Consider the following 23,230-nt stretch of genomic DNA (forward strand, 5'->3'; position numbering starts at 1 on the left):
CTTCAGTTGTCGGCGAGGCCGTGCGCGATGATTTTTTTCATCACGCTCGGCAGCGCTTGGCCGTGAAGATCGCGGCGATGGACCCAGCGGCAGCGCTCCGGCTCAGCCCAGAGCGTGAAGCCGGCGTCGACCGACACGAGCGCGCGATAGACGACGAGTTCCAGACGAAAGTGGGTGAAGACGTGCACGACTGTGCCCGGCACCGGCATCCATGACGCCGATACGGGCGCCGAGCGCATCGCTTGCATCTTGGTCGGCAGCGCGTCTCCCCATGCGGTGGAGGGCACTTCGAGCATGCCTCCGAGCAAGCCCGCCTCGGGACGCTGGCGCAGCAGCACCGCGCCGTCTTCCCGCTGCACAAGAAACGCGATGCCGTAGCGTGAGGGGCGCGCCGTTTTCGCGGCTTTCAGCGGCAGCAGCTCGGCGAGGTTCTGAGCGCTTGCGGCGCAATCCTGCTGCACCGGGCAGACGAGGCACGAAGGTTTTTTCGGCGTGCAGATTTCAGCACCCAAATCCATCATCGCCTGGGCGAAGTCTCCCGCCCGGCGCTGCGGCGTAAGCGTTGCAGCGAGCCTGCGGATCTCGGGCTTGGCGGCGGGCAACGGCTGTCTTACGGCGAACAGGCGCGACACCACCCGCTCGACGTTGCCGTCAACGGGCGTCGCTTTTTCGCCGAACGCGATCGCCGATATGGCCGCGGCGGTATAGGGGCCAATGCCGGGGAGCTTCAGAAGCTCGATCTCAGCGCGGGGAAACGCGCCGTCGTAATCGCGCACCACCACGTCGGCGCAGGCTTTCAAGTTGCGAGCGCGCGAATAGTAGCCGAGGCCCGCCCATTGCTGCAGGACCTCTTCAAGCGGGGCAGCCGCAAGTGCGGTGACGGTCGGCCAGCGGGCGACGAATTTCTGGAAGTACGGGACGACCGCCTTCACCGTCGTCTGCTGCAGCATGATTTCCGACAGCCAGACGCGATAAGGGTCGGCGGCCTTGCGGGGGCCGTAGCGCCACGGAAGATCGCGCCTCTCGGCCGCGTACCAGTCGAGGAGAGCCTTGACCGTCAACGGACCGGCGGGCCGCAGCGGAAGCTGCTGCTGCTTTCGTCGCTCAGCGATATTTTCCTGGACCGCGCCCATGCGCTTGGCGTCTCCGGTTGCGCGGGAAGCTCGAATCGCATCGACAATGGTATCTGTCCTATACGTCACCACAAGACCGCCAGGCGGGGGAAACGCCGTTGTCAGACTATGAACCCACAGCCCAGATGAAGGCGCTGCCTGCGGACATGCGCCCGGCCAAAGGCGTGTTCGCAAAAGCGGTGGGCGCGTTCGTGCCCAAGGTAACATCGGCCGTATTCCAGAAATTCGGCTTCCACAGCGCCGAGATCATGTCGTCGTGGGAGACGATCGTCGGCAAGGACCTTGCCCGGCTGACACGACCGGACTCGATCAAATGGCCGCGGGGCGGCAAAGCGCCGGTGGATGCCGACGACGAGGGCCGCAGCTCAGGCGCGACGCTGATTGTCGCGACCGACCCGGCGTTTGCACTGGATGTTTCCTACCGGCATGGGGAAATCATCGACCGGATCAATCGGTATTTCGGTTATCGCGCCATTGCCCAGATCAAGATCCGGCAGGTCCCGCGGATGGAAGAGCCGATTGCGGCCAAGGACTTAATCGCTCAAAGCGCGCCGAGAGAACCCGTGCTCCCGGCGTCGGGGGATTTCGACACGGCGCTGCAGACGCTCCGCAGAAGTGTCGCGGCGGCAAGCGCACGCTGAGACGGCCAGTTTCCCATAGTGTTGATCGCTCCGTTCGGTTGCTATTCACTCGGGATTGGGCTTATTCGGGCGCCGGAACGGTTTCTGGCGGACGTTCTTTTACCGCCATTCTGTTGCGAGATGCATTCCCAGAGGAGTTGGGACCTTGAACACGTTCAAAAAAATCATTCCGGGCCTGCTCGCTTTGGCGGCCGTCATCGGCGTTGCGTTTACGAGCGCCGAGCCGAGCTTCGCGCAGCGCAAAGACGGCCCGGCAGAAGTCCCGGTCGCCGAACTGATGAAGGCCCCGGACGGGCTCGACGAATTGTCGCTTGGCTCGGCGGATGCCAAGGTCACGGTCGTCGAATACGCGTCGATGACGTGCCCGCACTGCGCGCACTTCACCAACGAAGTCTTCGAGCCTTTCAAGAAGAAATACATCGACACCGGCAAGGTCCGGTACATCTTCCGCGATTTCCCGCTCGATAATCTCGCCGCCGCTGTTTCGATGCTGGCGCGCTGTGCAGGCAAAGACAAAGCCCTGCCGCTGATCGAGACGTTCTATGAAAAACAGTCGGATTGGGCGTTCACCGGCGGCAGCCCGGTGCCTAAGCTGTTCGACATTGCCAAGCAGGCCGGCTTCACGCAGGAGAGCTTCGATAAGTGTCTGACAGATCAGAAACTTCTCGATGCGATCACGGCCGAGCGGTCGCGCGCCAGCGAGACGTTTGGCGTCAATGCCACACCGACCTTCTTTATCAACGGCAAAAAGCTGCAGGAAGCGCCAACGATGGAAGCATTTGATAAGGTGCTCGAACCGCTGCTGGCGGGGAAGTAACCGGGAAATCAAATGTCTCTCGCTCGACCGCTCAAACTTGCTGTCGCCTTGCTGTTGACCGGCTGGCTCGCAGGGTGCGGTTCGACACTGCCGTCGCTGTCACCGGCGACGGCAAGCATCTCGTCCGATAGCAGCGGCCTCGGTGCTTATCCGTCGACAAGCTCGGATACGCCGGATGACGGTATGCCGACGCCGTTCGGCGATCCGACAGCCACGGCTTCGACCACCGGACGGCAGGTCATCCAGAACCCGACGATTGCCGACATCATGGCGCCGAGCCCGCTGCCCGAGATGAGCTGGGGGCGGCAGGATGCGCCGGTCACGATCGTGCAATACGCCTCGCTGACGTGTCCGCACTGCCGGAACTTCCATTTGACGGTCTATCCGGAGCTCAAGCGGCGGTTCATCGATACGGGCCGGGTCCGGTATATCCTGCGGGAATTCCCGATCGGCAAAAGCTCCGGCAACGCCACCATCGCCCTGCGCTGCGCTCCGCCCGACAAGTATCTGGAACTTTACGGGAAATTTCTTGAGCAGCAGCCGTCCTGGGTAAGCCTGGAGGTGCGGCTCGATGCCATCTACGCGGTCGCCAAACAGGTGGGGATGACTCGCCCGCAGTTTGACGCTTGTCTGCAGAATCAAGACATGATCGCCAAGTTGAAGTGGGTTAAGGATCGTGGGCGCAAGCTCGGCATCATCGGAACGCCGAACTTTTTCATCGGCACCAAGCTCATTAAGAAAGAGCTGACGATTGCCGAAATCGCCGATTACGTCGAACAGGCGACCCGGCCGCAGAATACGCCGACGGCCTCGGCAAGTCCCTAACGGGCACGTCGCGACGGTCTTGAGCCACGGCAACACCGGCATCGAGGACTGACGCGACCGACATGAAAATCACCCGGCTCAGGCTTCTCGGCTTCAAGTCCTTCGTGGACGCGACCGAGCTCGTGATCGAGCCGGGGCTGACGGGTGTCGTCGGTCCCAACGGTTGCGGCAAGTCGAACCTTCTCGAAGCGCTTCGTTGGGTGATGGGCGAAAGCTCGCATAAGTCGATGCGTGCCGCCGCTATGGACGACGTCATTTTTTCCGGCAGCGGCGGACGGCCGGAACGGCAAAGCGCCGAAGTTACGATGTTCCTCGACAACAGCGCGCGGAAGGCTCCGTCCGAGTTCAACGGCAGCGACGTCATCGAAATTACGCGGCGCATCGAACGCGATGCGGGCTCGGCCTATCGCATCAACGGACGCGAAGTGCGGGCGCGCGACGTCAAAGTGCTGTTCGAAGATGCGGCGACTGGATCGCGCTCGCCGGCGCTCGTCCGGCAGGGGCAGATCGGCGAACTCGTCAATGCCAAGCCCGAACAGCGGCGGCGCATTCTGGAAGATGCGGCGGGCATCGCGGGTCTACACACGCGTCGCCATGAGGCGGAGCTGAAGCTCAGGGCAGCCGAAGCCAACATCGAGCGGGTCAGCGACGTTGCAGGGCAACTGCAATCGCAGACGGAATCATTGAAGCGGCAGGCGCGGCAGGCGCGTCGCTATAAAGAGCTTTCAACCGAGATCAGGCAGCAGGAAGCTCTCACGCTGCATCTCACGTGGCAGGATGCGCAGCACAGCGTCGAAGCAGAAGAGGCGCAACTCGCCGATGCCATGATGCGGCTCGGCGCTGCGACGGAAGCCGAGGCGAAGGCGCTCAACGATGAGCTTCGTTTCGGCGAAGCATTGCCGCCGCTGCGCGAAGCGGAAGCCGTAAAGGGCGCGGCGCTGGCGCGGTTCAAAATCGAGCAGGAAAATCTCGAACGCGAAGCGGCGAGGGCCGCAGAGCGGGCCCGCGAACTCGAAGCCCGGGCGAAACAGCTCGACACGGATTTAACGCGTGAAACAGGCTTCATTCACGAAGCCAAGGAGACGCTCGTCCATCTCGAAGCCGATCTGAAAGCGATCCAGGACGCCGACGGCAAGGCGATCGATGAAGAGACGGCAGAGAAAGCCCGCTTCGAAGGAGCCGAAGCCCGGCAGACCGCAGCAGATGCACATTTCGCCGACATCACGCATCGTGCGGCGGAAGCGCGTGCCAAACTCAGAAGCCTCGAAGCGGCGCTTGGCGAGCGCAAGGACGTCGTCGCCAAAATCACGCGGCAGATCACGGCATTCGACGCGCAGATCGCCGATCTCACCGCCAAGGCACCGGACGGCGAAAAAGTTGCGGATATGGCGCAGCGCGGGCAGGCCTTGGCGCAAGAGATCAGCAAGATCGAGGCCGATGCGCTCACCGCCGAGGAGACCGTCAAGACTTCACAGGTCGAAGCGAAAGCGCGTCGCGACGAAGCGCAGCGCGTGCGTCTGGCGGCCAATGCTTTTTCAACGGAACGCGAGACGATTGCCAAGCTGCTCGCGCGCGGTGACGAAGACGCTTATCCGCCAGCCGTCGATTTCATTCGCGTATCGCCCGGATACGAAGCCGCGCTCGGTGCGGCGCTCGGTGACGATCTCGAAGCGCCAATCAATCCGGAAGCGGCGGTGCATTGGCGCCGTCTTGATCTGCCGGCGGAAGACCATGCGCTTCCTGCTGACGCAGAACCGCTCGATATGCACGTCGAAGCACCGCTGGAATTGACGCGGCGGCTGCGGCAGATCGGTGTCGTCAAGCGCGAGGACGGTGCGCGGCTGCAGCCGCATCTGAAGCCCGGCCAGCGGCTCGTCTCACCGGAGGGCGATCTGTGGCGGTGGGATGGGTTTGTTGCGGCGTCGGACGGCGTGACGCCTGCCGCCCAGCGCCTCGCGCACAAGAACCGGCTGGCGGAACTCGACCGCAGTGCGCAGGCGGTGCTCAACGAAGCCAAAGACACGATCGAAGCCGAACGCGCGGCGGCGGCAGCCGCGCAGCAGGCTGAAGCGGAAGAGCGGCGGCTGCGTCAGCTTTATCGCGAAAAGCAGAACGAGCTCGCTCAGGTTCGCCAGCAGCTCACGGCGCTGGAAAAACTTCAGCGTGAGAGCGAAACGAAGCTCGCCGCCGTCGTCGCGCAACGAGCGCGCGCAGATGAAGAACTGACCACAGCGCAGGCGCGCCACGTCGAGATCGAAGCCCACATCGTGACGATGAACGAAGGCGAAGATCTCGAACCATTGCTCAAAGCCGCGCAAGCCGAAGCCGAGCAGGCGCGGCGCGACGTTTCAGAGTCCCGCATCCGGCTTGGCAGCCTCGATCGCGACAAGCAAATCCGCGCCGAACGCATCCGGCATTCGAATGCCGAGATCGCGCGCTGGAAGGGGCGGCAGGCGAGCGCCGAAGCCCAGGTCGAAAGCCTCAGCAGCCGCCTGAAAGAGGCTCGCGACGAGATCGCGGCTACGGCGGACCTGCCGGAAAAGATTGCGGCCCAGCGCGAAACGTTGCTTTCGGCCCTGTCGCGCGCAGATCAGGAGCGGCGCGAAGCAGCCGACGCACTGGCGGCGGCAGAGTCTGCCGTCAAGACTGCGACGGACGCTCTCCGGTCGGCGCAATCGGACGTGTCAGGCGCGCGGGAAGCCAAGGCGCGGATCGAGACGCGGCTTGAGAACGCTCGGCACAAACGGCAAGAGGCGGCGCGCCACATTCGCGAGACGTTCGAAGTCGCGCCGGAAGATTGCTTGGCGTTGGCTGCGCTCCCCGAGGCGTCGTCCATTCCGGCGCTCATCGACGTCGAGCGGTCCCTGGCGAAGCTCAAGGCCGACCGCGAGCGGCTCGGCGGCGTCAACCTTCAGGCCGACGAGGATCTGGCCGAAGTTTCGAAACAGCTCGAAACCCTGGTGGCCGAGCGCGAAGACCTCGAACAAGGCATCGCGAAACTCCGCCAGGCGATCCAGCAGCTCAATCGCGAGGCCAAGTCGCGGTTGGATGGCGCCTTCCAGACGGTCAACGGCCATTTCGAACGGCTGTTCACGCATCTTTTCGGTGGCGGCGAAGCGCGCCTCGAAATGATCGAAAGCCCGGAAGATCCGCTGGAGGGCGGGCTTGAGATCATCGCTAAGCCGCCCGGCAAGAAGCCCGCCACACTATCGCTGCTTTCGGGCGGCGAGCAGACGCTGACGGCGCTATCGCTGATCTTTGCAGTCTTCCTGACAAACCCGTCGCCGATCTGCGTGCTCGACGAGGTCGATGCGCCGCTTGATGATGCCAACGTCGATCGCTTCTGCCGCCTGATGGAGCAGATGGCGGCGGAGACCGAGACACGGTTCCTCGCCATCACGCACCATCCGATGACGATGGCGCGCATGAACCGGCTGTTCGGCGTGACGATGGCGGAGAAAGGCGTGTCGCAGCTCGTTTCCGTCGACCTGCAGACCGCGCAGAGCTTCCGCGAAGCCAGCTGACCGCTAAATCCCGAGGGTTCCACGCACTCCGGCACCGGCCGGCCCGGGTCGGTCACGCCCTCGTGCGGGAACCTGTCACAGGGGGAGGCGTTCCGTCTCATCAGGAGAAAGGAGCCTCCCAATGCAACCACAGCTAGATCCCCGGGCGCGACGCTCGTCCATCGAACCGACGGACGCGCGGCAAGCCAGCCCCCGCAAAACGAACTTTCGGGTATTGCTCGCCTCGATGGCCCTGGCGGTCGCTGTGGGCGTGGTGCTTGTCGTCGGCTTCTGGCGTGCGACGCCGCCACGGGTCGATGCATCGTCCGGCGGCAACCCTAGCCAGAACACCCAGCAGGCGGCTCCTCCGTCCGCTACGGCCCAGCCAGGGGCCGGTGGCGCGCCAGAGACCGCCCCGGCAACGACAACCCCACCTGCACAAAATCCGTCCACCCCTTAACCATTGCGCAAAAAGCCCTCAGAATAATGCGCCCTCGTCTGCGCAGGCGACTGTGCCGGACGAGGGCTTTCCCTTGCAGATCAGACTGAAAATAGTTCAGCAAAAGCCTGCGCGGTTTCGCCGTACCCTCATGGTAGAAAGCGTTATGCCCAATTCCTTGACACCCCCAGACCCCCTAACTATGGTCCGCGCCGTCGATCTCCCTGAGCGGCCGGTTTTCCGCAATATCTGGATGGTTTGAGCCATGTCAGCCGATGGCAAGGGTCAAAGTCCGGAACGCGGCGAAATCAGCCCGGAAGACCGTGATGCGTTTCGCAAGCGGTCGGCGGAGCTTGGTCAGAAGCTTGACGCGCTGAAAGCGCAGAAGGCAAAGGCTGAACGATCGGCGGGCGGAGGACCTCAAGATCAATCCGCCTATGGAGCCGCCTTCAAGTTCGCGGCCGAGCTGATCGTCGGCGTCGTTTTCGGCGGCGGCGTTGGCTGGCTTCTGGACAGGCAGTTCGGCACGGCGCCCTGGCTGATGATCGTGATGGTCATAATCGGCTTTGCGGCAGGTCTTTTGAATGTTGTCCGCGCCGCTCAAGAGGCGCAGGCAAAAAACGAACCGCTACAAAAGGCGGCGCCGTCAGTCAAAAATGACGACGACGAATGAGAGAGACTAGGGGGTAGGCCTTGGCCGCTGAAGGCGCCGGACATCATGGTCCGATGGAGCAGTTCGAGATCACGAAGATCGTTGATCTCGATCTTTTCGGTCACGACATCTCGTTCACCAATTCATCGCTGATGATGGTTCTCGCGTTTGCGGTCATCGTCGGCTACCTGCTCTATGCCATGCGCGGCCGTGCGCTCGTTCCGACCCGTCTCCAGTCGACGGCGGAAGTGACGTACGAATACATCGCCGGCATGGTGAAAGAGAACATCGGCGAGGAAGGCATGAAGTTCTTCCCCTGGGTGTTCACGATCTTCATTTTCATCCTGGTTCTCAATATCTTCGGCCTCATCCCAGGCAACTTTGCCGTCACCAGCCACATCATCGTGACGTTCGCGCTGGCTGCCATGGTCTGGCTCGTGGCGACGTTCGTTGGCTTCTGGAAGCATGGCGTTGGCTATCTGAGATTGTTCGCGCCGGCCGGCGTGCCGCTCTGGCTCATGCCGATCATCATTCCGATCGAACTGACGTCTTATCTGATCCGCCCGATCAGCCACTCGGTGCGTCTCTTCGCCAACATCATGGCGGGCCACACCATGCTCGAAGTCTTTGCAGGCTTTGCGGTGCTGCTGCCCTGGTGGGGCAAGATCGCGCCCACCGGCTTCATGGTGGCTTTCACGGGTCTTGAACTGCTCGTTGCATTTCTGCAGGCGTTCATCTTCACGGTTTTGACCTGCATCTACCTGAACGACGCGGTCAACATGCACCATTGAACATTTCAGGGCGAAGGCGGGCCACCCGTCGGCGCCCTGTTTTGCTTGTCAATCTGAAACCTCTAAAACCGAACACAAAGGGAGATACTCCAATGGATCCGCAAGCCGCCAAGTTTATCGGCGCCGGCCTCGCCTGCTTCGCGCTCATCGGCGCCGGCATCGGCATCGGCAACATCTTCGGCAACTACCTCTCGGGCGCGCTGCGCAATCCGTCGGCTGCCGCTTCGCAGTTCACGAACCTGCTGATCGGCTTCGCTCTCGCTGAAGCGACGGGCCTTTTCGGCCTTCTGATCGCGCTCATCATCCTCTACGGTTGAGACTGGGCCGGGACTACTGAACCAAGCCCGATCAACCGGAGGCTATGATGTTTGCCGGCACGACAATGCTGTTCGCGGTCGCCGCTGAGGCGGCCGAGGAAGCCGCCAAGTCCGGTGGCTTGCCGCAGCTCAATCCGCATACCTTCGAGACCCAGCTCTTCTGGCTCGTCGTAACGTTCCTGGCTTTGTTTTTCGTCATGTCGAAGATCGCGCTTCCGCGCGTCGGCGAAGTGATCGAAGAGCGCCGGGACCGGATCAAGCGCGATCTCGATGCTGCTGGACGCCTGAAGGACGAAACCGACAAGGCGCTCGCCGACTACGAAAAGGCGCTCGCCGACGCGCGTGCTAACGCTTCGAGCATCGCCAAGGATACGCGCGAGAAGCTCGCCGCCGAAACGGAGGCCGAGCGTCACCGTGTCGATGAGCAGATCGCAGGAAAGCTGCGCGACGCCGATACACGTATTGCCGCGACAAAGACCAAGGCGTTGTCGGCAATTGGCGATATCGCGACGGACACGACGCGTGCCGTCGTCGAGAAGCTCATCGGCCAGGACGTTCCTGCCGAGGACGTGAAGAAGGTGCTGCGTCCGGTAGCGGGCAGTTGAGGATTTAGGACCATGTTCGATCCAACTAATCCGCTTTTCTGGGTGCTTGTCGCCTTCGTGGCGTTCCTTGCTCTGCTCGTCTACTATGGCGTTCCGGGTGTCGTCGCGAAGGCGCTCGACAATCGTGCCGACAGCATCCGCAAGGAACTCGATGAAGCGCGTAAGCTTCGCGAAGAAGCGCAGTCCCTGCTGATGGACTATCAACGCAAGGCCCGCGAAGCCGAGGTTGAAGCTCAGTCGATCATCGAGCAGGCCAAGCGCGAGGCGGAAGCGCTCGCAAGCGAATCTCGCAAGGCCCTCACTGAGAGCCTGGAGCGGCGCTCGAAAATCGCTGAAGACAAGATTGCACGCGCCGAAGCACAGGCCCTGGGCGAAGTTCGCTCCGTCGCCGTGGAAACGGCGCTCGCAGCGGCGCACGAAATCCTGAAGACGCGCGCAACAGGTGCGACCGGCGACTCGCTGGTTTCGCAGTCGATCGGCGATCTCAGCGGCAAGCTCAACTGAGCGAATCGCAGACGGCCAGAACGTTTAAAGCCGGGCTTCATGCTCGGCTTTTTTGTTGGCTTGAATTTCGGTTTAGCGAAAGCGGGCAGCTGACGGATCAACCGGAGCTTGGCGCTCTGCCGTCGAAGCCGACGACGAGCTGATACTCGCCAGGCCGCGTGCCTTCAGCAATCGGGAACGTGACGGTGCGGACGGTCGAGAAATAGCTGATCGGCTTATCGAGGCCGACGTTGACATCAAGCTTCACGCTGTCGGTCGCAATGCGCGTGCGCTTGCCATCGTTGACGGATACCGTAATCGGCAAAGTGACGTTGCCAGGCTGGCCTTTGGGTCCCAGCAGCACACGACCTGAGAAGCCATATTTCACAGTCACGCGGCCAGGCTCGACTTGGCACTCGCGCGCCGTCTTGGTGATTTCGCCGCGCTGTGCGACTGCCAGCGCATCGCCGACATGGCCGATTTCGTAGAACGTGATGTAGTTGTCATGCGGCGCGATGACGAGACGCGGGCAACCGGCGTCAACATCGCCGACGAACGTGCTTCCTGTCGCACTCGTATCGTTGGATTTGGCCGCGTCGAGCAATTGGGCTTCGTTGACGGATGCGACTTGGGTATTTCCCGAAGAGCCGCCTCCAAACATTCCGCCGCCGAGGCCAGACGTCAGCGAGGACATGCCGCAGCCACCAAGGGCCGTAAGCGGCATAACAAGCGTCACCGCTGCCATTATTCGGGCGGACGGTGCAAAGAAGCGACGCGTCAACGTCACATCCCTGTTAAAAGGATGCCGATAACCCCAGTTGCGCAACACTGTCCCCCGAGGTTCGGACCCCCGGCCCCTTGTATTGTCCGAAAAGCACCGTAGCATCCGACGCCACTGGTCCCCAAATGCATTTTCATGCATGCCGAACGAATATAGAGGACGTCTTTCTTCCATGTCCGGCCTTAACCAAAGCAATGCGACCATGAAAAAGCCGCCCCTCAAGATCCTTCTCGCTGCGCCGCGCGGCTTCTGTGCCGGCGTTGATCGCGCAATTCAAATTGTAGAACAGGCTTTGACCAAATTCGGCGCCCCCGTCTACGTCCGTCATGAGATCGTACACAACCGTTATGTTGTTGATTCCCTGCGGGCGAAAGGCGCCGTTTTTGTGAAAGAGCTGGATGAGATTCCAGATACCGAACAGCCCGTGATCTTTTCAGCACACGGTGTGAGCAAGGCCATACCTGCTGCGGCACGCAGCCGTAACATGTTCGTCGTCGACGCGACGTGTCCGCTGGTTTCGAAAGTTCACATGGAAACGGCCCGTCACCACGAGCAAGGCCGCGAAATCATTCTCGTCGGACACGCTGGCCACCCGGAAGTGGTCGGCACGCTGGGGCAACTGCCGCAAGGCGCGATTACGCTCATCGAATCGGTCGAGGACGCGCAGGCGTTCATGCCGAAAGATGCATCCAATCTGGCCTATGTCACACAAACGACGCTGTCGCTCGACGACACTGCTGAAATCGTCGCCGTGCTGAAGGAGCGTTTTCCCGGCATCGGCGGCCCGGTGAAGGAAGACATCTGCTACGCGACGACCAATCGTCAGAACGCTGTTAAAGCGCTCGCTCCGCAGATCGACGGATTGCTAGTGGTCGGCGGCCCGAAAAGCTCGAACTCGCTGCGTCTTGTCGAAGTCGCGTCGCGCGCCGGTTGCCGCTTCTCGTTCCTCGTCGAGCGGGCGGCCGATATTCCGTGGGACAAACTCGAAGGCGCAGAGACCGTCGGGATCACGGCAGGCGCATCGGCGCCGGAAGTCATCGTCGAAGAAGTGGTCGAAGCGTTCCGCGACCGCTATGATGTAACGATCGATATCATCACGACACTCGAGGAGCGCGTGGTCTTCAATGTGCCGCGTGAGGTCCGGGTCGCTCGCGCTCCGGCCGAACAGCACTAGCTCCCATTCGGCGCACAGGAACATGGCGGTCTATACGGAAGTCAGCGACGACGAGCTTGCGCGCTTTATCGCCGGGTATGATCTCGGGAAGCTGCTTTCGTTCAAGGGCATCGCGGAAGGCGTCGAGAACACCAATTATCTGGTGCACACGACCGGCGGCACGTTCGTTCTGACGCTTTATGAAAAGCGCGTCGACGTCGCCGATCTACCGTTCTTCCTCGGCCTAATGGAACATCTGTGCGCGCGCGGTGTCACGTGTCCGCTGCCGGTTCGAGATCGGAACGGCAACATTCTCAACGAGCTTGCCGGACGCAATGCGGTGCTCATCACGTTTCTTAAGGGAGTGTGGCCGAAACGGCCGAAGGTTGAGCATTGTCTCGAGCTCGGCAAAGCGCTGGCGCGCATGCACTTGGCGGGCGAGGACTTTCCCTTGCACCGCGCCAACGCTCTGGGGCTTGCGGGCTGGCGGCCGCTCTACGACAAATTTGCGGAGCGGACGGAAGAGATCTGTCCGGGCCTTGGAGCGCTGATCGCGACCGAGCTGCGTTTCCTTGAAGAGAAATGGCCGACGGATCTGCCGCATGGCGTCATTCATGCCGATCTCTTTCCGGACAACGTTTTCTTCCTCGACGACAAGCTCTCCGGGATCATCGATTTCTATTTCGCGTGCGATGATGCGCTGGCTTACGACATCGCGGTCTGTCTCAACGCCTGGTGCTTCGACGCGGCATCGGCATTCGAACCGGCAAAAGGCGCAGCCCTGCTGAAAGGCTATGACAGCGTTCGGCCGCTTACCGATCGCGAACGAGACGCAATGCCGATCTTAGCGCGCGGCGCGGCGATGCGCTTTCTGCTGACGCGCAGCTATGATTGGCTTAACACGCCGAAAGATGCGCTCGTTGCGCGCAAGGATCCCGCGGACTATGTCCGGCGGCTCAAATTCCACCAATCGGTCGGAAGCATCGCAGACTACGCACCACAATTGATTTCATGACAGACGAACAACGACCGAAAGTTCAAATCTACAGCGACGGCGCCTGCTCGGGTAATCCCGGACCCGGAGGCTGGGGCGCCATTCTCATTTCCGGCGCGCACCGCAAAGAGATCAACGGCGGCGAAAAGCTGACGACGAACAATCGCATGGAGTTGAAGGGCGCGATCTCGGCGCTCGAAGCCCTCAAGCGAAAAAGCGACGTCGATCTGTGGACCGACAGCAACTACGTACGCCAGGGCATCACGGCGTGGATTCACGGCTGGAAGAAGAACGGCTGGAAGACGGCCGACAAGAAGCCCGTCAAGAATGCCGAGCTGTGGCAGGAGCTGGACGCGCTGCGCGCCAAGCATCACGTCACGTGGCATTGGCTGAAGGGCCACGCGGGACATCCGGAAAACGAGCGCGCCGACCAATTGGCGCGCCTCGCAATGGCGCCGTTCAAACGCCGGGGAGCCGCGAAGCTCCCCGCCGACGACTTAGATTGAGCGGTCGATCATCGAACAGAGCGTTGCGGCGCTCGATTTGTCAGCGATGGGCGGCGAGTCCTCGACGTTCAGAACTTTGACGACGCCGTCATCGACCAGCATGGCATAACGCTTCGAGCGCAGACCCAGCCCGAAATTCGAGAGGTCGATTTCAAGGCCGATGGCTTTAGCGAAATCGCCGGAACCGTCGGCAAGCATTTCGATCTTGCCGGTCGCGCCCATGTCCTTCGCCCAGTTCGTCAGGACGAAGACGTCGTTCACGGCCGTGCAGGCGATCGTGTCGATGCCCTTAGCGTGTAATTCATCGACTCGATCGACAAAGCCCGGCATGTGGCTCTTGCTGCACGTCGGCGTATAAGCGCCCGGCACCGCGAACATCGCGACCTTCTTGCCGGCGAAGATTTCGCCGACTGTTTTGGGCTGTGGACCGTCTGGCCCCATCACCGTGAATTTTCCGTCCGGCAGGCGATCTCCGACCTTGAGCGTCATGGGCATGTCCTCTGCGTTTCAGGCCTCGTCGGCCGGTCCTCTATGTAGACCGGAAGCCTTACTTCTCAAGGACAATCGTTGTCTCGGACTGGCCTTTGGCGTCGATCATCGTGACCGTCAGAGGCTTGCCTTTGAGGTCCTTGATGTTGACGCCGTCGGTCAGATCGACCTCGAATACCGCCTTGCCGGATTGATCGGCTGAGCGTTTCGGCAACGGAACGTAAATTCCGCCTGGCCCTTCGACGAAGGCATCGGCAGTCTTGGGATCGGAGCTGGCGATATCGAGAATAAGCTTCGGCTTGCCCGCACTGTCATTCAGATGCCAGGACGCCAGGGTCGGGTCGATGCCCGATCGCGCCGCTTTGTCGGGCACACGCGCAAGACTTGCTGTCAGCTCTGCGGAGGTCCCGACGTCCGGCGGAATTGTGAGTTGCAGCTCGGCTTCGGCGGGAATGCAAATGTCCTTGCAGATGCCGTACTGAACCTTGCCTTCGAGCGTGACGGGCTTGCTTGGGTCTTTCGGCGTCACCAGAACCGGGAACAACACGGCGTTCTTGTAGCCGACGACGTCGCCTGCCTTGTCGTGAATGCGGTGCGGTGCCGGATAAAGGACTGTCGCCGAGGCGAGATTATCGGAACCTGTCCAATCGAAATCGGGTGGGACGCCGCCCGCGTCGCCCGGTGTGCGCCAATAGGTTTTCCAGCCCCCGGGCATTGAAACGTCGACGCCGGCATAGAGCGCCGTCTTGCCATCGCGGGAGGCGTGTCCGGCAATCAGGCGCGCCTGATTGTCCATGCCGCGAAACCAGTCGGAGGCAACGGGTCCGGCATCGCTCCATGCCGCCGTGCCGCTCAGTAGAAAGAATGCCAAAGCCAGTCTGATCACGCTCGCTTGCCTTCCAATGCTTAATTCATTGTCATGTCGGCCGGGGACCGGGCTCTCGTTCGACCTCACGAGCCCTTATATGCGGCGGGATCGCCTCTCGTTACAGGTCCCGGCGCTGCTTTGCCGGACTTTAAAGATCTTCACGCCGCCGTTGTATGAGGTTAGTCTGGACAATATGAAGGTCAGCCGACAGTTGAGCCCAGACGACGGCTCAGAGATCAAGCTCGAAGGCCAGCTCCTCATCGCTATGCCGTCGATGACGGACAAGCGCTTCCAGCGCTCGGTCATTTACATGTGCGCGCATTCTGCCGAAGGCGCGATGGGACTGATCATCAATCAACGCGCCAACCATATTACAGCGCCCGATCTTCTCGAACGGCTCGGTATTTCGCCGCGTGATCCTGACGACGAAATTACGAGCGAGGTGCTGTCGCTGCCGATTCAGGTCGGCGGACCGGTCGAGACGGGGCGCGGGTTCGTGCTGCACAGCTCCGACTATTTCTCCGAAGATTCAACGCTTGCGATCGAACAGGGGGTCTGCCTGACGGCAACCATCGACATTCTGAAGGCCATCGCACAGGGACGCGGGCCGGAGCGGGCGTTGCTGGCACTCGGCTATGCGGGCTGGTCGCCAGGGCAGCTCGAAACGGAGCTGCAGGCGAACGGCTGGCTGCACTGCCCGGCCGATCCCGACATCATTTTCGATGATGACCTGGAGAGCAAATACTCGCGGGCGTTGGCCAAGATCGGGATTGATCTTTCACATCTCGTCAGCGACGCCGGACACGCCTAAGCGCGCTGCAGCGGCGTCGGCCGCGGTCTCTCTTCTCTCATGAGGCTACTGGGTGCCTAAACGCCGGCGGAGCCGACCTTTGACGGTTTCTTCGGCTCTCTAGACGCGCTGTCACTCGAGGCCGGACCGCCGCTGGTGCTGCCGTTGCCCGGCAGTGGGGCGCCGGCGAGACGGGCGAGGCTCTGAGCAATCGACGGCGGCAGCGTCGAGAAATCAGGCTGCGTCGACGGCTGAGAGGGAAATCCCGAGCCGTTGCCATTGCCCGGAAGCGGTGGTGGCGCGGTGGGCGGGATGATGGTCGGCGTATCGCTGCGCAGCGACGCAGGGATAGGCGTTCCGGTCCGCGGCGGTGGTGATGCCGCTTGAGATGGGGCGGAAGGCGCGCCGGGAGGCGGCGGCGCCGGAGACGCGCTGGCGCGCGCAAGCGCCTCGGCGAGCGGTGAAACGATATTCTTGCTGCGCTCGTCCTGTTGCGCGCGATCCGGCGCCTGCCGAGATGGCGGCGAGACCGTCGTCGGTACGCCATTGGCGTGCGGCGGCGGCGCAGGCATATGGGGGGCTTGCCGGTTCGACGGCTGGGGCGACAACGAAGGCGGCGGCATGGTTTGTGGCGACGGCGCCAGCGGCCCGCCAGGACCCGACGGACCGGCGTCGGCCAGTCTCGGCGCTGCCGTTCGCGTCTGGGGCGACTGCGTGATCGGACCGGCGCCGTGGTTGCCGTTGCGATTGCTCAAGGGGTTGGGAGGAACCGGAGCCAACGCCGAGAGCGTCGGCGGAGCCGTAGCCGGGTCGGGATTGCGCGAAGGCGTATCGGCGGGCTTTGCCGAACCGTTCAAAGCACCGTTGAGAGCAGCGACGGTCGCCGGGGCGATGCCGTTGACGCCATTCGGCTTGGCGGCAGCGGGAGCGGCCGGTTTCTGACGCTGCCGGACGACCGATCCGGACGGCAAAGCCGCCGGTTTCGTCGCAGGCGAACCGGCCGTTGCCGGGACTGCGGCGGGATTGGCTGTCTTGGGATCTTGCGGCGGCGCTTTGGCCGATGCCGTAATGAGCTTTCCAGACTTCTTCGTCACCTCTTTGCCGGGCGTTTTCGCCTTTGGCCGGAAGAACCCGCGCGGCTGCAGCTTGCGCTCCGAACGCCGGACCATTTTCAAGAGCTGCGAGACGGCGCGCTCCGGGATCGGCTCGCCGAAGTGATAGCCCTGTGCGTATTCGCAACCGATCGAGCGCAGGAATGCGGCCTCGTCGGCCCGTTCGATGCCTTCTGCCGCGATGGTCATCGACAGCTCGTGCGCGAGCGCCACCATCGACCTCATGATCGCGGCACCGTCTCCAGTGCCGCTGCCGCGGACTAGCGTGCTGTTGATCTTGATCGTATCGAAGGGGAAACGATGCAGATAGGCGAGCGATGAGAAGCCGTTGCCAAAGTCATCGAGCGTCAGCTCGACGCCCGAGCCGCTGAGCATCTTCAAAACTTCGACCGCCTGCTCTGGGTTGTCCATGAGCAGGCTCTCGGAGATTTCGAGCCGCATGGTGCCGGCGGGTGCAATATTACGGCCGAGCACATGGCGGACTTCCTGAACCGACTCCGGACGGAAGAACTGACGGCCGGAGACATTCACCGAAACGAAGATCGGCCGCTCCGAGCGTGGCAGCTCAAGCACCCAGCGTGCAACGTCGCGCGAGGCGCGCAGGAGCAGGTGCGAGCAAAGCTTGATCAGGATCTCGCTGTCGCCAGCATCAGCCAACTGCGCCATCGGGTTGACGAGACCGAGGTTGGGATGCTCCCAGCGCAACTGGGCTTCGAAGCCGGCCAGCTCTTTGGTCGGCAGATAAACGATGGGCTGATAGAGAACCTTGAGATGGTTCTTCTCGATGGCCCGCGCCAGATCGGATTCGATCTGAGCGTCAGAATCGCGGTCGCGGCGCATCGACGGCTCGAAGACCTCGATACGGTCCGGGCCGCCGCGCTTGGCGCGATACATTGCCAGTTCGGCATCCTTCAGGAGATCGCCGTCGGCGCCTTGCGTTCCATCCCACAGCGCGACACCCATCGATCCCGTCAAGATCACTTCCTGGTTCGCAAGTGGTATCGGGGCGCGCAAGGAGCGGCGAATGCGTTCAGCGAGCGCTGGCAGATTGCGCGCTTCCCGCTCACCGATGAAGAGCAATGCGAACTGATCGCCGCCAACGCGAGCAACCGTATCCTGCGGCCCAAGATGGCGTTGCAGGCGGCGCGCGACCGTCAGCAGCAGGCTGTCGCCGCGAACGAGGCCGAACGAAGCGTTCACGCTCTTGAACTTGTCGAGGTCGATGAAGATCACCGACGGTTTGACGGTGTTGTCAGTCTTGGCGCGGACGATGACTGACTTCAGCCGGTCGATGAACAGTTCGCGGTTGGGCAGGCCTGTCAGGCTGCAATGCACCGCGTCGTGCAATAAGCGTTCGTGCGCGCGCTTGCTGTCGGAGACATCGCGGATCAGGCCGACGCAGCGCAGGGTACGGCCGTCGGCATTGGGAACGCTGGCGGCTTCAAGCTCGAACCAGCGCCAACTGTTGTCGGCGTGGCGAAGACGGAAATCGCTCTTGATGCGAATGCCGGAGCGTTCCTGTGCCGACATCAACGTGACGCGGAAACGCTCTTTATCGGTCGGATGGACGTGTTTGAGGAAATCGTCGACTTTCGACGTCAATTCGCCCGGCATGAGAGACAAGGCGATCTCAACCTCCGGCCCGACCTTGATCTCGTCGCGGCGGATATTCCATTCCCAGATGGTCGATCCGGATGCAGCCAGCGCCAGCGACCGACCCTGCAGCTCGGTGGGAGCGCCGGTGTAAATGGCATCCGACGAGCGGAACGCAAATTGCGTGACCGTAAAGCCCATCAGAATGACGACCAGTACGAGGCCGGCGACGAGACTGGAGACGACCACGTCGCCCGACATGCGGCCGGTAAGCGTCATGCCAGTCGCGAAAATCCAGACCAGGAACAGAACCCAGGTCGGCACGAGCGACAGGGCGCGATCCTGTCCCTTGAAAGCCAGGAAGAGCGTAAAGAGCGCGCCAATACTACCGATGGCCAGGAACGATAATCGGGCAAACGTCGCCGCCAGCCGCGGATCGATGACGGCGACGGCGATCAACGTCAGCTGCGCGACGATCCAGACGCCGATCATCATGCGCACGATGCCGTGCCAGAGCCCCAAGCGCAGGAACGTCGAGAAGAACATCACGAAGCTCGCCGCCATCGCCGCTTCGCCAGCGGCTCGATAGACGGCGTTGTCTTCCGGTCTCAAATTGAAGAGCTTATGGAAGAAGCCGAAATCGACACACAGATAGTTGAGGACCGTCCACGCGACCAAGGCCGCGGCGGGAAAGATCAGCTTATGGTTGGCGGCGAAGATCGACGTCAGGAAGATCGCGAGCAGGCCCGTCAGGCCGAGCATCGCACCATTAAATAGCTGGCGGTCGCGGGTTTTGATTTCGTAGTCGATCGGCTGCCAGAGATACATGCGGGCGTAGCGATCACCCGCAAGCTCAGCGACGTAGGTGATCGTCTGCCCCGGTTCGAGCGTGATGCGGAAAACGTCCGCCTTATCACTCTTGATGCGTTCGGGCACGAAACCGACCGACGGCGTAACGCTCTCGATGCGGCGGGCGTCGAGGTCGGGCCAGACGGCGCCGGAGCCCACAACGTTGTAGCGGTCGGCTGTCAACAGGCGTTCAAGGGATTTGTCGGTCTTGTTCGTCAACGCGAAGACGACCCAGTTCGGACTGGTGCCCGGAACGGAGGCGCGAACGGTCATGCGGCCGGAAACGCCGTCGGGACCGGCGGCCGTCTCGACCTGCAGGCTGTCGCCGCGGCCTTCGTAGGCTTCTCCGAGGGTCGTGATCTCGATCCGGTCCTGGTCGCCTTCGACGGGAATGGGGGTCAGCGCTTCGGCTCGTCCGACGAGCGTAACGAGGCACGTGACAACGAGGCCCAGCAACGCCAGCCAGGACCGTGCCCGTTTCCCTCCGTCAACCCCCCAGACTGCCATTACCCCCCCAGTTCCGAAGTGCCTGACGATGGCCCCTCAGCCAGACGCGCGTAAAGCAGATGGTCTTCCCATCGGCCATTAATCTTCAGGTATCCGCGCGCCAACCCTTCGCGCTGAAAACCGACGGATTCAAGGACGCGCATCGAAGCAAAGTTTTTCAACATCGTCGCCGCCTCGATGCGGTGGAGCCGCAAGGCGTTGAAGGCCATCGGCAGCAGCATAGCGACGGCTTCCCGCATGTGGCCGCGACCGGCGAACGGCGCGCCCATCCAATAGCCGAGCGATGCCGTCTGCGCCGACCCGCGGCGGACGTTGGAAAGCGTGACGCCGCCGAGCAGCGTGCCCGTCGTGTTCTCGAAGATGAAGTAGGGATAGGAGACGTCGTTGTGGATGTCCTTGGCGTAAGCGCGAAGGCGGCGCCGATACATGGCGCGGGACAGATCGTCCGGCGACCACGTCGGCTCCCACGGCGTCAGGTGCGCCCGGCTGGCGGACCGGAGTTCGGCCCAGGCCGTATAGTCGGCAGGCGCCGGCTGACGCAACGTCAGGGCGCGGCCGTGGACGACCTCGAAATCTTCATCGGGACGTATCGAACGAAGGAATGCCACGCCCTGTCACCTCGCGACCTTGCCAACCGCAGCCGGAACATGGCGCGATGTGAACTGCGCCGCAATGCGCGAAGCTTGTCCCGACGATTTCCGGCCAGACCCGATGACGGCGACAGACGGCGCTTCCTCGGTCAACGTTTGGGCAAAAGCCTTGATCCGAGCGTGGTCAACAGCGTCGACGTGCTCGATCAGCTCGGTAACCGGGATGAGGCGCCCTTGGGTCAGAAGCTGACGCGCCATCTGCTCGGCGTTGACCGCCGAACTTTCAAGCGCCATCAGCAGACCCGCCTTGAGCTGCGCCTTCGAACGCTGCAATTCGGCTTCCGTCGGGCCGGTGTCGGCAATTTCCGCAAGCTGCGCTGCGACGACGTCGGCGAGTTCGCCAACCATCTCCGGGGAAGTCGCGGCATGCACAGACAGCATTCCAGTGTCCCTAAGTCCCCAAACCGAGGAGTCGATCGAGTAGCACAAGCCTCGATCCTCCCTGATTTCCTGAAACAAACGCGACGACATTCCGCCGCCGAACAACCCCGAAAACACCTGCGCGGTGTAGAACCCCGGCTCCAGATACGATGGGGACGGCAATCCGATCAAAACGTGGCTTTGCTCGAACGGCTTGCTCGACGCAGCGAAGCCGCCCCTGTAGAGCGCAAGCGATTCAGTTCCCTGTTGCCGGGAAGTGAGCCCCCCGAATAGGGCCTCAACGTGGCGAACGATGGTTTCGTGGTGTACAGCCCCCGCGGCCGAAACGACAATCGCCTCAGGCAGATAGTGCTCATCGAGGTAGGATTTGAAATCGGTGGCCTGAAAGCTGCCGACACTTGCCTTGGTGCCGAGGATCGGGCGGCCGATCGATTGGCCCGGAAAGGCAACGCCCTGCATCAGGTCGAAGGCCATGTCGTCGGGGTTGTCATCGGAGGCGGCGATCTCCTGCTGGATGACGACGCGCTCGCGGTCGATGTCCTCGTCGGCAAATTTCGAATTGAGCAGAATGTCGGCGATGACATCGAGCGCGATCTTATCGTCGCCCTTCAGGACGCGGGCGAAATAGGCGGTCGTATCAAGGCCGGTCGAGGCATTGAGGTCGCCGCCAATGCCTTCGATTTCGTCCGCGATCTGACGGGCAGAGCGCGTCTTCGTGCCCTTGAAGGCCATATGCTCCAGGAAGTGAGCGAGGCCATGCTGATCTTCACGCTCATGCCGCGCGCCGACGGCGACCCAGACGCCGAGCGACACTGTCTCAAGGCCGGGCATATGTTGCGTAACGACGCGCAGTCCGTTCGGCAGCGTCGAGATTGCAATCGTCATCGCGATACCCCCGGCGCAGCGCGGCTGTGGTTCAGAACGAACTCTTCGACCGCCGCGAGGCTGTTCGGCAAGACTTCGAAATGTTCGTCGTCGGTCATCAAATGCTCAAAGCCGGGCGGCAGCGGCGGCCGCTTGCCGGTGATCCGTTCGATGGCGTCGGGAAATTTGGCGGGGTGCGCCGTCGAGAGAACGACGGTGTCGCCCGCGCTCGTGCGTTCGGCGGCAACGAAGGCGCAGGCGGTATGGGGATCGAGCAGATAGCCGTAGCGCGTTTCCGTCTCGCGGATGCAATCGGCCACGTCCTGCTCAGTCGCGGAGACGGCGGCGAAATCAGCCTGCAAAATTGGGGCGACGCGCCCCAGCTCGAAAGAGCCTTTGGCGGCCAAAGAGGTCATCAGGCTGCGGACCAAGTCGGCGTCGCGACCTGAGGCTTCGAACAGATAGCGTTCGAAATTCGAGGAAATCTGAATGTCCATCGACGGCGAGGACGTCGCGATGACGTCGCGCATGGCGTAGACGCCGGTCGAGACGGCGCGCGGCAGAATATCGTTTTCGTTGGAGGCAATGATGAGCTTTGCGATCGGCAAGCCCATGCGCTTGGCGACGTAGCCGGCAAAGATATCGCCGAAGTTTCCGGTCGGCACCGCGAACGACAGCGCGCCGTTCGAACCGCCGCCAAGGCGCGAAGCGGCATAAAAGTAATACGTCACCTGTGCGACGATGCGTGCCCAATTTATCGAATTGACGCCCGACAGCTCGACGCGATCGCGGAAGGCGTGATCGTTGAACATCGCTTTGACGAGCGCCTGGCAGTCGTCGAACGTGCCGCGGATGGCGAGCGCGTGGACGTTTTTCTCTGAAGGCGTCGTCATCATCCGGCGCTGGACGTCGGAGACACGGCCTTCGGGAAACAGGATGACGACGTCAACGCGCTTCGAGCTTCTGAAGGCTTCAATCGCGGCGCCGCCGGTATCGCCGGACGTCGCGCCGACGATCGTCGCGCGGCGGCTGCGCTTCGCCAGCACGTGATCCATCAGGCGCGAGAGCAACTGCATCGCGACGTCCTTGAAGGCGAGCGTCGGGCCGTGGAACAGTTCGAGGATCGTCAAGCCGGGCTTCACGGCATGCAGCGGCGTGACTTCATCGCTCGCGAATGTGGCGTAAGCCTCGCTCGCCATGCGAAAGAGATCGTCGCGGGAGATCTCATCGCCGGTGAACGGATGAATGACCTCGACCGCGATTTCGGCGAAGGATTTTCCGGCGAAGAACGTGATCGTTTCGGAAGAAAGGACCGGCCAGACTTCCGGCACGTAAAGGCCGCCGTCGCGAGCAAGTCCCGCGAGGACAACGTCCTCAAATCCCAGTTTTTCGACTTCGCCGCGCGTTGAAATGTAGTTCAAATTATCTCTCATTCTGCGGTGGATCGGACGAATGTCGCCCGGCCGGCAAGCCTAATTCGACAGCCT

General features: G+C 62.2%; 22 protein-coding genes. 14 read left to right on the forward strand and 8 right to left on the reverse strand.

Annotated elements, in window-relative coordinates; all coding sequences use genetic code 11:
• Nucleotides 1-2: 2 nt before the first annotated feature.
• Nucleotides 3-1,133, reverse strand: coding sequence for an A/G-specific adenine glycosylase (gene mutY / locus HYPMC_RS19245; RefSeq protein WP_013949755.1), 1,131 nt, complete (start codon nt 1,131-1,133; stop codon nt 3-5).
• 98 nt (nt 1,134-1,231) lie between these two features.
• On the opposite strand from mutY, the gene HYPMC_RS19250 reads away from it, so the two are divergent.
• The 10 genes from HYPMC_RS19250 (at nt 1,232) to HYPMC_RS19290 (ending at nt 10,227) form a co-directional block, all read left to right on the forward strand.
• Nucleotides 1,232-1,774: a DUF721 domain-containing protein gene (locus HYPMC_RS19250; protein WP_013949756.1), complete on the forward strand. Its 543-nt coding sequence runs from the start codon at nt 1,232-1,234 to the stop codon at nt 1,772-1,774.
• A 145-nt stretch (nt 1,775-1,919) separates the two neighbouring features.
• Nucleotides 1,920-2,591: a DsbA family protein gene (locus HYPMC_RS19255; RefSeq protein ID WP_013949757.1), complete on the forward strand. Its 672-nt coding sequence runs from the start codon at nt 1,920-1,922 to the stop codon at nt 2,589-2,591.
• A gap of 12 nt (nt 2,592-2,603) precedes the next feature.
• Nucleotides 2,604-3,416, forward strand: a complete 813-nt coding sequence (locus HYPMC_RS19260) for a DsbA family protein (RefSeq protein ID WP_013949758.1) — start codon at nt 2,604-2,606, stop codon at nt 3,414-3,416.
• A gap of 62 nt (nt 3,417-3,478) precedes the next feature.
• A complete protein-coding gene (gene smc / locus HYPMC_RS19265) occupies nt 3,479-6,940 on the forward strand; it encodes a chromosome segregation protein SMC (RefSeq protein WP_013949759.1) in 3,462 nt (1,153 codons plus the stop codon).
• Between the two features lie 121 nt (nt 6,941-7,061).
• Nucleotides 7,062-7,379: a hypothetical protein gene (locus HYPMC_RS24570; RefSeq protein WP_013949760.1), complete on the forward strand. Its 318-nt coding sequence runs from the start codon at nt 7,062-7,064 to the stop codon at nt 7,377-7,379.
• A 244-nt stretch (nt 7,380-7,623) separates the two neighbouring features.
• Nucleotides 7,624-8,031, forward strand: coding sequence for an AtpZ/AtpI family protein (locus tag HYPMC_RS19270; RefSeq protein ID WP_013949761.1), 408 nt, complete (start codon nt 7,624-7,626; stop codon nt 8,029-8,031).
• A 20-nt stretch (nt 8,032-8,051) separates the two neighbouring features.
• On the forward strand, nt 8,052-8,801 hold the full coding sequence (locus tag HYPMC_RS19275; protein WP_013949762.1) for a F0F1 ATP synthase subunit A: 750 nt from the start codon (nt 8,052-8,054) through the stop codon (nt 8,799-8,801).
• 92 nt (nt 8,802-8,893) lie between these two features.
• Nucleotides 8,894-9,118 (forward strand): F0F1 ATP synthase subunit C, encoded by a 225-nt coding sequence (locus HYPMC_RS19280; protein WP_013949763.1) that lies wholly within the window; start codon nt 8,894-8,896, stop codon nt 9,116-9,118.
• Between the two features lie 47 nt (nt 9,119-9,165).
• Complete coding sequence (locus tag HYPMC_RS19285) at nt 9,166-9,723, forward strand: ATPase (RefSeq protein WP_013949764.1); 558 nt, start codon at nt 9,166-9,168, stop codon at nt 9,721-9,723.
• Nucleotides 9,724-9,735: 12 nt separating this feature from the next.
• The gene (locus HYPMC_RS19290; protein ID WP_013949765.1) at nt 9,736-10,227 is read left to right on the forward strand and encodes a F0F1 ATP synthase subunit B; all 492 of its coding nucleotides are present in this window, start codon (nt 9,736-9,738) and stop codon (nt 10,225-10,227) included.
• A 97-nt stretch (nt 10,228-10,324) separates the two neighbouring features.
• Here HYPMC_RS19290 and HYPMC_RS19295 read toward each other — a convergent pair whose 3' ends face one another.
• Nucleotides 10,325-10,930 carry a hypothetical protein gene (locus tag HYPMC_RS19295; RefSeq protein ID WP_244420929.1) on the reverse strand — a complete coding sequence of 202 codons (606 nt, stop codon included), beginning with the start codon at nt 10,928-10,930 and terminating at the stop codon, nt 10,325-10,327.
• Between the two features lie 259 nt (nt 10,931-11,189).
• Here HYPMC_RS19295 and ispH point away from each other — a divergent pair, with 259 nt between their 5' ends.
• From ispH to rnhA, 3 genes are read left to right on the forward strand one after another with little or no spacing between them, the layout of a single operon-like run.
• Complete coding sequence (gene ispH / locus HYPMC_RS19300; RefSeq protein ID WP_024276499.1) at nt 11,190-12,161, forward strand: 4-hydroxy-3-methylbut-2-enyl diphosphate reductase; 972 nt, start codon at nt 11,190-11,192, stop codon at nt 12,159-12,161.
• Nucleotides 12,162-12,183: 22 nt separating this feature from the next.
• Complete coding sequence (locus tag HYPMC_RS19305; protein ID WP_024276500.1) at nt 12,184-13,155, forward strand: homoserine kinase; 972 nt, start codon at nt 12,184-12,186, stop codon at nt 13,153-13,155.
• Nucleotides 13,152-13,640 (forward strand): ribonuclease HI, encoded by a 489-nt coding sequence (rnhA, locus tag HYPMC_RS19310; protein WP_013949770.1) that lies wholly within the window; start codon nt 13,152-13,154, stop codon nt 13,638-13,640. The genes HYPMC_RS19305 and rnhA overlap by 4 nt, the downstream gene beginning before the upstream one ends.
• Here the strand turns inward: rnhA and HYPMC_RS19315 are convergent.
• Both HYPMC_RS19315 and HYPMC_RS19320 read right to left on the reverse strand, forming a co-directional pair.
• Complete coding sequence (locus HYPMC_RS19315) at nt 13,632-14,129, reverse strand: peroxiredoxin (protein ID WP_013949771.1); 498 nt, start codon at nt 14,127-14,129, stop codon at nt 13,632-13,634. The two genes, rnhA and HYPMC_RS19315, sit on opposite strands and share 9 nt — an antisense overlap.
• A gap of 58 nt (nt 14,130-14,187) precedes the next feature.
• Nucleotides 14,188-15,015, reverse strand: coding sequence for a protein-disulfide reductase DsbD domain-containing protein (locus HYPMC_RS19320; protein WP_013949772.1), 828 nt, complete (start codon nt 15,013-15,015; stop codon nt 14,188-14,190).
• A 175-nt stretch (nt 15,016-15,190) separates the two neighbouring features.
• Between HYPMC_RS19320 and HYPMC_RS19325 the strand changes: the two genes are divergently transcribed.
• Nucleotides 15,191-15,808 carry a YqgE/AlgH family protein gene (locus HYPMC_RS19325; protein WP_024276502.1) on the forward strand — a complete coding sequence of 206 codons (618 nt, stop codon included), beginning with the start codon at nt 15,191-15,193 and terminating at the stop codon, nt 15,806-15,808.
• A gap of 56 nt (nt 15,809-15,864) precedes the next feature.
• On the opposite strand, the gene HYPMC_RS19330 is transcribed toward HYPMC_RS19325, so the two are convergent.
• Genes HYPMC_RS19330 through thrC form a run of 4 tightly spaced genes read right to left on the reverse strand, consistent with a single transcriptional unit; the run spans nt 15,865 to nt 23,176 of the window.
• Complete coding sequence (locus HYPMC_RS19330; protein ID WP_013949774.1) at nt 15,865-19,848, reverse strand: bifunctional diguanylate cyclase/phosphodiesterase; 3,984 nt, start codon at nt 19,846-19,848, stop codon at nt 15,865-15,867.
• The gene (locus tag HYPMC_RS19335) at nt 19,848-20,456 is read right to left on the reverse strand and encodes a GNAT family N-acetyltransferase (protein WP_013949775.1); all 609 of its coding nucleotides are present in this window, start codon (nt 20,454-20,456) and stop codon (nt 19,848-19,850) included. Before HYPMC_RS19335 ends, HYPMC_RS19330 begins: the two co-directional genes overlap by 1 nt.
• Nucleotides 20,457-20,462: 6 nt before the next feature.
• A complete protein-coding gene (locus HYPMC_RS19340; protein WP_013949776.1) occupies nt 20,463-21,764 on the reverse strand; it encodes a pitrilysin family protein in 1,302 nt (433 codons plus the stop codon).
• Nucleotides 21,761-23,176 (reverse strand): threonine synthase, encoded by a 1,416-nt coding sequence (thrC, locus tag HYPMC_RS19345; RefSeq protein WP_013949777.1) that lies wholly within the window; start codon nt 23,174-23,176, stop codon nt 21,761-21,763. The genes HYPMC_RS19340 and thrC overlap by 4 nt, the downstream gene beginning before the upstream one ends.
• Nucleotides 23,177-23,230 lie beyond the last annotated feature (54 nt).

It is taken from the genome of Hyphomicrobium sp. MC1 (assembly GCF_000253295.1).
Classification (GTDB): domain Bacteria; phylum Pseudomonadota; class Alphaproteobacteria; order Rhizobiales; family Hyphomicrobiaceae; genus Hyphomicrobium_B.